The 11,833-nt window shown below is 46.5% G+C and carries 8 protein-coding genes and 2 tRNA genes; 4 read left to right on the plus strand and 6 right to left on the minus strand.

Annotated elements, in window-relative coordinates:
* The 5 genes from V7D75_RS03340 to rsmH form a co-directional block, all read right to left on the minus strand.
* Window positions 1-470 (minus strand): Mur ligase domain-containing protein (locus V7D75_RS03340; protein WP_333613434.1); only part of this gene is annotated, 470 nt, incomplete at its 3' end.
* 107 nt (window positions 471-577) lie between these two features.
* The gene (locus V7D75_RS03345; protein WP_333613403.1) at window positions 578-2,317 is read right to left on the minus strand and encodes a UDP-N-acetylmuramoyl-L-alanyl-D-glutamate--2,6-diaminopimelate ligase; all 1,740 of its coding nucleotides are present in this window, start codon (window positions 2,315-2,317) and stop codon (window positions 578-580) included.
* A gap of 106 nt (window positions 2,318-2,423) precedes the next feature.
* On the minus strand, window positions 2,424-4,529 hold the full coding sequence (locus V7D75_RS03350) for a peptidoglycan D,D-transpeptidase FtsI family protein (protein ID WP_333613404.1): 2,106 nt from the start codon (window positions 4,527-4,529) through the stop codon (window positions 2,424-2,426).
* Window positions 4,526-4,996 (minus strand): cell division protein FtsL, encoded by a 471-nt coding sequence (ftsL, locus tag V7D75_RS03355; protein ID WP_333613405.1) that lies wholly within the window; start codon window positions 4,994-4,996, stop codon window positions 4,526-4,528. The genes V7D75_RS03350 and ftsL overlap by 4 nt, the downstream gene beginning before the upstream one ends.
* A 247-nt stretch (window positions 4,997-5,243) precedes the next feature.
* Entirely contained in the window at window positions 5,244-6,257 is a 1,014-nt protein-coding gene (gene rsmH / locus V7D75_RS03360) for a 16S rRNA (cytosine(1402)-N(4))-methyltransferase RsmH (protein ID WP_333613435.1), read from the minus strand.
* Between the two features lie 425 nt (window positions 6,258-6,682).
* Here rsmH and gltX point away from each other — a divergent pair, with 425 nt between their 5' ends.
* From gltX to V7D75_RS03380, 4 genes are all read left to right on the plus strand, one after another.
* The gene (gltX, locus tag V7D75_RS03365; RefSeq protein WP_333613406.1) at window positions 6,683-8,218 is read left to right on the plus strand and encodes a glutamate--tRNA ligase; all 1,536 of its coding nucleotides are present in this window, start codon (window positions 6,683-6,685) and stop codon (window positions 8,216-8,218) included.
* A gap of 230 nt (window positions 8,219-8,448) precedes the next feature.
* Window positions 8,449-8,524 (plus strand) — tRNA-Ala (locus V7D75_RS03370).
* A 166-nt stretch (window positions 8,525-8,690) separates the two neighbouring features.
* Window positions 8,691-8,766, plus strand: a tRNA-Glu gene (locus V7D75_RS03375).
* Between the two features lie 163 nt (window positions 8,767-8,929).
* A complete protein-coding gene (locus V7D75_RS03380; RefSeq protein WP_333613407.1) occupies window positions 8,930-9,583 on the plus strand; it encodes a LysE family translocator in 654 nt (217 codons plus the stop codon).
* An 88-nt stretch (window positions 9,584-9,671) separates the two neighbouring features.
* Here V7D75_RS03380 and acnA read toward each other — a convergent pair.
* Window positions 9,672-11,833 (minus strand): aconitate hydratase AcnA (acnA, locus tag V7D75_RS03385; RefSeq protein WP_333613408.1); only part of this gene is annotated, 2,162 nt, incomplete at its 5' end.

Below are 11,833 nucleotides of genomic sequence, written 5' to 3' on the forward strand. Positions count from 1 at the left end.
GTCGGCGCCAATCTGCCAAAGATACTACCGAGCATCTCTTTACAGGTGGTTTTGCCGCTTGAGCCTGTAATGGCAATGACGGTCAAATCTTTGTGCTGCTGCCGTCGATAGGCCGCCAATTGACCGAGCGCCAAACGCGTATCATTGACAACCAATTGCGCAATATCAGCAGCAATCGGACGTGAAACGATAGCCGCAACCGCACCTTTTTCTATAGCAATATCCAGATAATCATGTCCGTCAAAATTATCACCCGTTAAGGCTAAAAAGATATCACCCGCTTTTATAGTGCGAGTATCGGTAGCGATACGTGTACTGCTAATGGGTTTGTTTGCGTCATTGTTGGACTCTACAGGTATTGCCCCAAATTGCCAATGTCCACCCAGTGCTACAGTTGCCGCAAGCAGATTGTCTGCTTGCCAAACATACAGCCCTTGCGACTGAATGCTGTTATCGTTGTCGGCTGTCATAATGATTACCTTATATATGATGACTACTTATCTTTGATATTTTTAAGTATAGGTTTTTTAAAACGTACAAAAAATGAATGGCAGGCGCTATTACTTCGCTATAAATACTATAAGCGTCCGGCTTGCTTAAGGGCATTTTGCAAAATAACGCTATCGTCAAAATCATAACGCACATGGTTAATCTCTTGATAGGTTTCATGACCTTTGCCAGCGATAACGACAATATCAGCAGGCGCTGCTTGCTTGACCGCGTATTCGATAGCTGTTTGGCGCGCAGGCTCGATATGGGTACGCTCGTACTGCGCACTGGTCATGCCGGCTTGCATATCTTGCAAGATTAAATTAGGGTCTTCAGTACGCGGATTATCCGCCGTCAATACAACCTTATCAGCGCCCGCCAATCCCGCTTGCGCCATCAATGGACGCTTGCCAGCATCACGGTCGCCGCCACAACCAAACACTGCCCATAGCTGACCTTTACAATGGGTTTTTAGACTGGCAAGCACTTGGCTTAACGCATCAGGCGTATGGGCATAATCGACGATAAAACAGCCATTAGCAGATGGCACACGCTGCATGCGCCCTACCGCCCCTTGCAGCTGCGGGATAACGGCCGCAATGCGCTCGAGACTAATTCCTAAGGCTACAGCAGCGGCAATAGCAGCCAGCAAATTGGCAACATTAAAATGACCCAATAATGGGCTGACGATATTAATACTATTGGTTTCTTTGTTTTTAAAATCAGCATTATCAAAGTCACTGTTACCAAAATCAGTACGCAGCGCAATCTCAACACCCTGCAAACTTGGCTTGATTTCAGCGGCAACAAAGGTTGCAGATTTTTCTGGGTCTAAACTATAGGTCCAAACCGTTAATTGGCTGGCATGCGCGGTGTCGAGCATAATCTGTGCATGCTCATCATCGATATTGATAATGGCATGGGTTAACTCGGGGAAATGTGCTTTATCAAACAGCTTGGCTTTTGCCGCCGCATACTCTGCCATATCGGCATGATAATCTAGATGATCACGGCTCAAATTTGTATAAATCGCCACTGACACTGGCATACCTTGTAAACGCTGCTGATCGAGTCCGTGCGAGCTTGCTTCTAGGGCCAATAATTGCGCCTTCTCGTGACCCATTTGATATAAAAACTGCTGTACCGCTAAGGCATCGCCGGTAGTATGGCTGGCTTGCACTAACGCGCCGAGTCTACCATTACCCGCTGTTCCCATCACCGCGCTACTCATACCCGTCAGCTGCGTCAACTGCGCCACCAATTGGCTGATGGTGGTTTTGCCATTGGTACCAGTCACCGCAACGACCGTCGGTAAGGTCACAGGCTGCTGATGCTGTAAGCGCGCTTGAATCAAGTCACCTAAAAAATCACGAATATGGGGTACGTATACTACTGGACAAGGCAGTGCTGCTAATTGCTGCTGCGCTTTAGAGCGATCACTATCGTTTGTGAAGGAAATATTGGCGTGTGGCGGCACATTAGCAGTAGACAGCAAAGCGATTGGGTCAATTTCCGACAGGATAAACGCCGCCTGCTCAGCGGCTTGATATAAGTAGTCGCGACTTTTTTGGCAATTTGGTGTCTGACTTTTTAATAACACAAAGACATCGTTTGCTGCTAACTGACGGCTGTCTAGACGGAACTGCTCAAAGGGAATATGAGCAATCGAAGTTTTTGCTTTCGGTAGTTGACTGCTAGATGCGCTTACCAGCGTTGTTAATGCTTGCGTTAAGCTATGGCTTTGCCTATCTCCATCGTTGCCACTGGTTTCAATCAGCTGTTGTAAGGTGACTGCGGTATTGCTTTTTGGCGAGGTAGACAGAGACATTGGCAAATCCTAAACGGTTAAAACGCATCAAATAGTTAACAGCTGAAACATGGAGCTTAGTCAGGAAAATTGGTCATAAACTTAGCCATGGAATTTACTTTTTTAGCTACGGCTCTTCAGTTTTTAATGGCTTATCTAACGGCACATTATATAAACGCAGCGCCTCTTTCATGACGTTATGAAAGACAGGGGCTACTGTTAAACCAGCATAAATCTGACCACGTGGGTCTTCGATAAGCATCACCCCGACCAGCTTAGGATTGGACGCGGGCGCCATACCGGCAAAAACGTTACGGTACTGGTCGCTATAGTAACCACCTTTTGGGTTAATACGGCGTGAGGTACCTGTTTTACCCGCCACACGATAGCCATCAATAGCCGCGGCTTTGGCGGTACCGCCCGGCTCGGTAACACTTTCTAGCATCTGTACGATAGACATGGCTTGTTCGTGCGCCATGATACGTTTGCTGGGCTGTTTTTTGTCGTCTTTAATTAAGGTTAATGGATGCATCACCCCGCCAGCGGCAAGCGCCGAATACGCCTGCGCGACCTGAGCTAAGGTCACTTGTAGACCATAACCATAACTGACCGTTGCCCGTCTTGACGTTTCTTTTTCTTTTGGCGTGACCACAAGGCCACTGCCCTCGCCTGGGAATTGCAGCGGAGTTTTTGCTCCAAAGCCAAACTGCCTTTGCATATTGGTAATGGCATCAGGCGGCAAGGATAACGCAATCTTGGTTGAGGCGACGTTACTAGATTTTTGTAGCAATGTCGCAAGCGTAATGCGTCCCAGATTATTGTGGTCGCGAATGGTATAACCACGCACACGAATAGAGCCAGGATTGGTATCAATCAAAGACGTGGTGGTATATTTACCGGAATCCAATGCGGCTGCCACGGTAAATGGCTTCATAACCGAACCCGGCTCAAAGACGTCGAGCAGCGCACGGTTACGCTGGTTTTCACCCGTCATCTCGTTCAGATTATTGGAGTTAAAGGATGGCCACGTCGATAGCGCTAGCACTTCGCCCGTTTGTACATCGACAATCATACCAGTCGACCAGCGCGCTTTTTGCAGGCGACCGGCTTTTTCAAGCTCTTTATAAAGCAAGTACTGTAAGCGCGAATCAATCGTTAAGGCGACATCTTTACCCGGTACTTCTGGCTCGACTTGCTTGATTTCTTTTAAGCTATTTTGCTTGGCGTCTTTTAATACCAGCACCTTACCGTCTTCACCCGCCAGCGCCGTTTCATACTGACGCTCAATACCAGCACGGCCTTCATAACCACCTTCAGGATCATTGGCATTCTGCCCCATAAAACCTAATAGCTGCGAGTTTGGTTGCGGCTGCGGATAATAGCGCTGAAAGAAGTTTTTCTCATAGACACCCGGGAAATCGAGCGAGCTGACGCTTTGGGCAATCTCAGGCGTGACTTTATTAAGGAGTGGCAGATAATGTGAACCTGCGCCCGATGGCAGGGCCGCTTTCACCGCTTCTTCATCGGTGACGTCAATACTGTCATCGATAGCCGTGACTTTTTTTAGCTCAGTAACTGAGATATTGGCCGCTGCTGCAAGCGTGGTTAAATCCATATTATCTAGACGCTTTTGCATACGCGCGACAAGCTGCGGACTTTCAGGATTGGTCAATATAATACGTTTCAGCTCATAATATTCGCGCGCATAATCGTGCGGGCTAAACGACACGGTCGCGAGCGGCGCACTGACGGCTAAAGGCAAATCATTACGATCGGTAATCATGCCGCGATAGGATTTTTGCGTACGCACGCTGGTAATCAGCTCATTGCCTTTATCTTGATAAAACTGCGCATTGGCGACTTGTAAATAATAAGCACGGCCAATCAATAAGCCTAAAATGACTAACGATATTGCCCAAATCATGCGAAAGCGGTTTTTGTCCAGCTCAACACCGCCACGTGACGATGCCCCGGAGGCTTTACCCAAAAAGGCTCTTTTGCTTTTTTGGGTTTTTACACTGGTATAAGCGCCCTGCTCTTCGTTCTTTTTTAGGCGGCTAAATAGCTTAGCTTTGCGGTTATCGGCCGCTTTATTGTCAGCTTTGCCGCTTGTTTGTCCAGATTTGGCGACACTGGCACGGCGTAGCGGCTTAGTGACTTTGCCGCTGGCGGATTTTTTGCTGTTATTTTTGGCAGCTTTATCGTTTTTGGCGATGGGCTTTTTATCAGTCATCGTCCTGCCTCCGCAGCGTTAGCATCCGCCTCAAAAAAATCTGTTTCATTGGCAGCGGCAGCATCTGTGACATCGTCCTCGAGCACTGGCGCGACGGCAACTGCCGCACCCGGCTGAATAATCAGCTTGTCTTTAAGGGTTGGCGAAAACATCCCCAACTCGGCCACAGCGCGACTGGCAATTTGCGGGGTCGCACTAAAGGTCTGCTGCTCGATAAGCAAACGCTGGTGTTCTACCTGTAGCTTGCGCTCTTGTTTTTTCATGTCTTGCAAGGTTTTATAATCCTGATGATATTGCTGCACGCCTTCTGCCGTCTTGATGCCGCTCCAGATAATAGCCGCCGCCAGTAACACTAATATGACCACGTAAATACTGACCACGTTAAATCGGCGCACGAATAATTCGCCAACATCAGTATTAGGAGGCATTGCGGCGCGGCGGTTTACAGGTTTGTCAGATATTGCCATGACGATCTCAAAAAAGTGAACTTCAAAATAAAAAAAGCGCTAAGATTTGCGAGTGAACACACCCTCATGAGCCATCAGCACCATCAATAAAAATAACTACCAATAAAATCAATAAACACATAACCAAGCAAAAAGTAACTGCTGAGCCTAGCAGAGAATGTTTACAGCTTTTTAACAGCCGCGTAATCATTAAAACATTCAGTCATATTTTACCCACATAACTGAATAGCAAGTTTTAAGACTTAGCTTAAGCATTATCATCTGCTTTATAATCCGTATCGCTACGAGTCGCCATGCGTAGCCACGCACTACGCGCGCGCGGATTATTGCTTATCTCAGCTTGGCTAGGGCCGACGCGTTTTGGCTTACTAAAATAACGCGGACGCTTGGGCGGCATCGGCAAGTTTTCATCTTCTGGATACTGACCTTTACTATGGCGCTGCAAAAATTGCTTGATACGGCGATCTTCTAACGAATGAAAGCTAATTACTGCCAGCTGACCGCCCGACTTTAAAATCGGAATACTTTGTTCTAAAAAGTCATCCACATCGCCAAGCTCATTATTGATAAAAATACGCATGGCCTGAAAACTTTGTGTCGCTGGGTGTTTACCGCGCTGCCAATTTGGATGCGCCGCTTTTATCACTTCTGCCAGCGCAAGCGTCGACTCATAGCTGTCCATCTGCTTAATCGCACGGGCAATACGGCGGCTGTGACGCTCTTCGCCAAACTCATAAAGCACATCGGCCAAGGTTTCATCATCGACTGTCTCGAGCCACTCGGCAACCGACTGCCCGCGACTGGTATCCATGCGCATATCAACCGCACCATCACGCATAAAACTAAAACCGCGGCTACCGTCATCTATTTGCGGCGAGGAAATACCCAAATCCGCCATTAAGCCGTCCAATTTTGTGATTCCCATCGCAGCGAGACTATCGGTCAAGGTTGCAAAGCTATCATGCACCACTTTGACGCGGCTATCAGACTTTGCCAATTCTTGCGCAACGCTAATGGCCGTCGGGTCTTTATCAAACACAACCAAGGTTGCATCATCGGCAAGCTGGCTTAATAGCAGGCGGCTATGCCCACCGCGCCCAAAAGTTGCATCCACATAAATGCCACTTTTTTGTAAGCTGTTTTGACGGCTGTCATCTGTTTGTTTGGGCAGCGATTTGACACCCAATACCGCCGCCACCGTTTCTTGTAGTAGCACAGCGTCATGGACAAAACTTAATTCATCAGCACCTGCTTGCTCTATGACGGACTCTTGAGCAGAATCATTTTCAACAATAGACGAATTGACCTCTGACTCAGAACTATCAATGACTGAAGAAGGGGTTTCTTTAGAATTTAACGTGTTTTTTGACTTTGGATTCGATATGGACACAAACGACTCAGTAGATGATGACCTTTTTGGCCAGTAATAGTAAAAAATCAGATGAAAATAAACAAGTTATGACTCACCTAGCATTATTATCGCAAGGATATACAGCGAGTCAAGCGCTAGAGAGGCTTTTCGTTAAAAATATCTCAGCTCTCTGTTATACTAGCGCTATATTTTACGCTATTTTTCTACCGTGACGGCGACTGTTTCACCCGTATTTTAACTCAATTTCTCTATTCGCCTTGAGCTTTAACTTTTCTCGCCATTTTATTCATTCACTAGCATATTCTGAGATTTTTATGACCCAAACATCATCCCAAGCCAACCTTGATAGCAAGCGTCCTATTCGTACGCGTATTGCCCCATCTCCAACTGGTTTTCCGCATGTCGGCACCGCTTATATCGCCCTATTTAATTTAGCCTTTGCCAAAGCCCACGGCGGCGAGTTTATTTTGCGTATTGAGGACACCGATCAAACACGCTCAACCGAGCAGTCTGAACAAATGATTTTGGATGCGCTGCGTTGGGTCGGTCTTGACTGGGCAGAAGGACCAGATATCGGCGGACCACACGCACCGTATCGTCAAAGCGAACGTAGTGATATTTATAAAAAACATGCCGAGCAGCTGATAGCAAGCGATCATGCGTTTCGCTGTTTTTGTACACCTGAAGAGCTTGATACTATGCGCGCTGAGCAAATGGCCAATGGCGAAACGCCGCGCTATGACGGTCGCTGCGCACACCTTGCTCCTGAAAAAACTACTGCGCTTGCTGCATCAGGCTTACCACACGTCATTCGTATGCGCGTACCAACCGAAGGCGTCTGCCAGATACATGACATGCTACGCGGTACGGTTGAGATTCCTTGGACGCAAGTGGATATGCAAGTGCTGCTAAAAACTGATGGCATGCCAACCTATCATTTAGCCAACGTCGTCGACGACCATTTGATGGAAATCAGTCATGTCATGCGCGGTGAAGAATGGCTCAACTCGGCACCTAAGCATCAGCTGCTTTATGAGTATTTTGGTTGGGAGATGCCCGTTCTTTGCCATATGCCGCTACTGCGTAACCCTGATAAATCAAAGCTGTCAAAACGTAAAAACCCAACCTCTATTACCTACTATCGTGATGCCGGCGTGTTACCAGAAGCGCTGCTCAACTACCTTGGCCGTATGGGCTACTCAATGCCTGACGAAGCGGAAAAGTTCACCTTGGATGAGATGATTGCCAGCTTTGATATTCAACGTGTGTCGCTTGGCGGTCCTATTTTCGATATCGAAAAACTCAACTGGCTAAATGCGGAATGGCTACGTGCGCTTAGCCCTGAAGAGCTTAAAAACAAAATCCTTGAGTGGGCAAGTGACAGTGATAAACTGACCGCGATTGCCGCCGCGATTCAACCACGTATTGAACTGTTGTCTGATGCGGTCAATTGGGGCGGTTTCTATTTCCAAAACTTACCTGCTATCAATGCTGAAAGCTTTACCCATAAATCACTGACGCCTGAGCAAATTACTGAGATGCTACAACTGGCGCTTTGGCAGCTAGAAACCTTGCCAACGTGGTCAGAAGAAAACATCTACGCCACCCTAAAAGGTCTTGCCGCCCATCTTGATATTAAGATGCGTGACTTTATGGCGCCGTTCTTTATCGCTATCGCTGGTAGCACCTCATCGACACCCGTCATGAACTCAATGGCGATTATCGGCGCTGATATGACCCTGACCCGTTTACGTCATGCGGTTGATGTATTAGGCGGCCTTGGTAAAAAGAAACTGAAGAAACTTGAGAAACAAGCGGCAGAATTGCCAGATTTTTTGGCTGATAAATAGTTTGGCTGCTAAATAACCTTGTACTTGTTAATTAAGAGTAAAATAGATAAATAATAAAAAGGGTCAGTTCATACTACTGGCCCTTTTTTTATATTCATCTCCGTACTAAAATACCCATAATTAGCCATTTAGATACTTTTAATAACTTTTTTTGCAAATTTATCGATTATTTTGAAAATAGCGGTTGACAAGACTCCCGGTCTTACCTAAAATACGCACACTCTTAGCGAGGGGCTATAGCTCAGTTGGTAGAGCACTTGCATGGCATGCAAGGGGTCAACGGTTCGACTCCGTTTAGCTCCACCATACTATTTATCGCAACGTTCAGTATGACTGACACTTGATATAAATACTCGCTAGTAGGGCGATATCAGCACCTAGGCAAGGCTTGCTCTATTAATAGATAAGCACTCTGATATTGTGAAGTACCGTTGTAATGCTATTGTAAAATAGTGGTTATGACACTCTATGCGTCCCCATCGTCTAGAGGCCTAGGACACCGCCCTTTCACGGCGGTAACGGGGGTTCGAATCCCCCTGGGGACGCCACTATTCGGCGTCAATTATTAGCACTTTTGCTTAGCGCCTTTAAGCATCAGATTAGACTAATAAGCGCACAATAAAAAATCCCAGTCATCATACGGTGACTGGGATTTTTTTATGTCTTTGATTTATTATAGACGTTTAATGCTATCACAAGGAAGTATTGGCTATGTTTGGCATTGAGAATTATCTAGGGTTTATCATGGCAGCCATTTTGCTAAACCTGACCCCTGGCAGCGATAGTATGTATATCGTCACCCGCAGTATTTCACAGGGGCAAACGGCGGGGTTTTATTCCGTGCTTGGTATTATCTCAGGGATTTTAGTGCATACGTTATTGGCGGCGCTCGGCTTATCGGTCTTACTCGCCAACTCCCCTACAGCATTTATGATCGTAGAATATATTGGTGCTAGCTATTTGTGTTATTTGGGCGTCAAAATGCTGCTAACGAAACCAGATGCTTTAATGGCCGATAATTTATCCAGCCATGATCATCCTACTCGTAATAGTGTTTTAGATTATGGGCAAATCTATAAACAGGGCGTGCTTACCAATACCTTTAATCCAAAAGTCGCGCTATTCTTTTTGGCGTTCTTCCCGCAGTTTATCGATGCCAGTTATGCTTATAGCATGGTGTCGTTTATCATTTTAGGATTGACCTTTGCTGTCACTGGTTTTATATGGTGCTTATGCTTAGCATTATTGGCGTCAAAATTTAGTGAAAATCTGCGAGAGACTCCAACTATCGAATCTATTTTAAATAAAATTAGTGGTGTGGTGTTTATTGGCTTAGGTATTAAGCTATTGACTGAGAAGGGTTAAAGGTAAAATTGACGAATTAAAAAGCATTGCGCATAAAAAAGCCCAGTCATCACGACCGGGCTTTTCTTATTCTCACTTTAATTAAATATTACGCAGCGTCTTGATTCTCAGCTGCTAATTGACGTAGTACGTAATGCAATACGCCGCCATGACGCACGTATTCGCGCTCTTTTGGCGTCTGTAGCATGACGTTTACCTCAAAGGTTTCAGTTGAACCATCAGCACGAGTCGCCGTCACTGTGGCGGTTTTACTCTCACCATTATCAAGGCCTGTGACACTAAGTACCTCAGAGCCGTCTAAGTGATAAGTATCAGCATTTTCACCGTCTTTAAAGGTTAATGGCAACACGCCCATACCGACTAAGTTTGAGCGGTGAATACGCTCAAACGAGCTGGTCAATACCGCTTTTACCCCGAGTAAAATCGTACCCTTCGCTGCCCAGTCACGGCTTGATCCAGAGCCATACTCTGCACCGCCAAGTACCACAAGTGGGCGCTGATCTTCTTTATACTTCATTGCCGCGTCATAGATGGGCATTTCTTCGCCGTCTTGAAGTGTGGCGTTGTCGCCTTTAAAGTAGTAAGTATAGCCACCCTCTTTACCGCCCATCATCTGGTTTTTGATACGGATATTTGCAAAAGTACCGCGGGTCATGACCGCATCGTTACCACGACGTGAACCATAGCTATTAAAGTCGGCTGGCATCACACCGCGCTCTTGCAAGTACTTACCCGCAGGAGAATTAGCATCGATATTACCAGCTGGCGAGATATGGTCAGTGGTGATTGAATCGCCAAATAAACCCAAGATACGCGCGCCTTCGATATCAGGGATACCTTCTGGCTCCATGGTCATGCCATCAAAGAACGGTGGGTTTTTGATATAAGTAGATTTTTCGCTCCATGGATACAGCTGACTATCGGCTGAGCTAATGGCGTTCCATGCGGCACTACCGTCAAACACTTCGCCGTAGTTTTTGCGGAACATATCAGCATCAATATTATTAGCAATCAATTCATTAATTTCATCGGACGTTGGCCAAATATCCTTTAGGTAGACATCATTACCCTCTTGGTCTTGTCCTAACGGATGGGTGGTCAAGTCAATATCAACCGTCCCTGCCAGCGCATAAGCAACCACCAGCGGTGGCGACGCCAAGTAACTGGCCTTGACGTGCGAGTGAATACGCCCTTCAAAGTTACGGTTACCCGATAACACCGCAGCGGCAACCAAGTCGTTTTCTTTGATACCTTGTTCAATTGACTCTAAGAGTGGGCCTGAGTTACCGATACAGGTGGTACAACCATAACCAACCAAATAGAAGCCTGTTTTCTCTAGCTCATCCATCAGTTTGGTTTTTTCAAGATAATCGGTAACAACTTTTGAGCCTGGTGCCAATGAGGTTTTTACCCAAGGTTTGGCTTTTAGACCTTTTGCAGCGGCTTTTTTCGCCACCAAACCAGCGCCAATCATCACCGCAGGGTTTGAGGTGTTGGTACAAGAGGTAATCGCGGCGATAACCACTGAACCATCGCGCAGTTTGTGGCTCTTATCATCGATATTAACGTCAGAGAAGACATTAGGCTTGGCATATAGTCTATCGGCTTGCTCTTGCTGCGCACCTTCTTGATCAAAGCGCACTTTACCATCGACTTCTGACTTACGGTCTTTGGTCATTTTCTCTAGCGTTTCGCCAAACTTCTCATGCATATCAGACAAATTGATACGCTGCTGCGGCAAGTTCGGACCGGCAAGGGCTGGTTTCACCGATGATAAGTCCAGCTCAAGCTTACTTGAATACGTCGCAGCCGGCGTATCGGCATCATGCCATAAACCTTGTGCTTTGGCATATTTTTCAACCAGCTCAATCTGGCTTTCTTCACGACCTGACAGACGTAGATAATCAATTGCCATTTGGTCAATCGGGAAAATACCGCAAGTCGCACCGTATTCTGGTGACATATTAGCAATGGTTGCACGGTCGGCGAGTGGCATACTGTGTAAACCTTCGCCATAAAATTCGACAAATTTACCAACCACACCGTGAGCACGTAACATCTCAACCACGCGTAGTACCAAATCCGTCGCGGTCACGCCTTCGGTCAATTTGCCTTTGAGCTCAAAACCCACCACTTGTGGAATGAGCATTGAGGATGGTTGACCAAGCATCGCCGCTTCCGCTTCGATACCACCAACACCCCAACCGAGTACGCCAATACCATTAATCATGGTGGTGTGACTGTCTGTAC

The organism is Psychrobacter sp. (assembly GCF_036731945.1).
Lineage (GTDB): Bacteria > Pseudomonadota > Gammaproteobacteria > Pseudomonadales > Moraxellaceae > Psychrobacter.

Coding starts and splice junctions, on each gene's coding strand:
- V7D75_RS03345 (WP_333613403.1), bottom strand. CDS start 2,317: ATGTCTCTGTCTACCTCGCCAAAAAGCAATACCGCAGTCACCTTACAA.
- V7D75_RS03350 (WP_333613404.1), bottom strand. CDS start 4,529: ATGACTGATAAAAAGCCCATCGCCAAAAACGATAAAGCTGCCAAAAAT.
- ftsL (WP_333613405.1), bottom strand. CDS start 4,996: ATGGCAATATCTGACAAACCTGTAAACCGCCGCGCCGCAATGCCTCCT.
- gltX (WP_333613406.1), top strand. CDS start 6,683: ATGACCCAAACATCATCCCAAGCCAACCTTGATAGCAAGCGTCCTATT.
- V7D75_RS03380 (WP_333613407.1), top strand. CDS start 8,930: ATGTTTGGCATTGAGAATTATCTAGGGTTTATCATGGCAGCCATTTTG.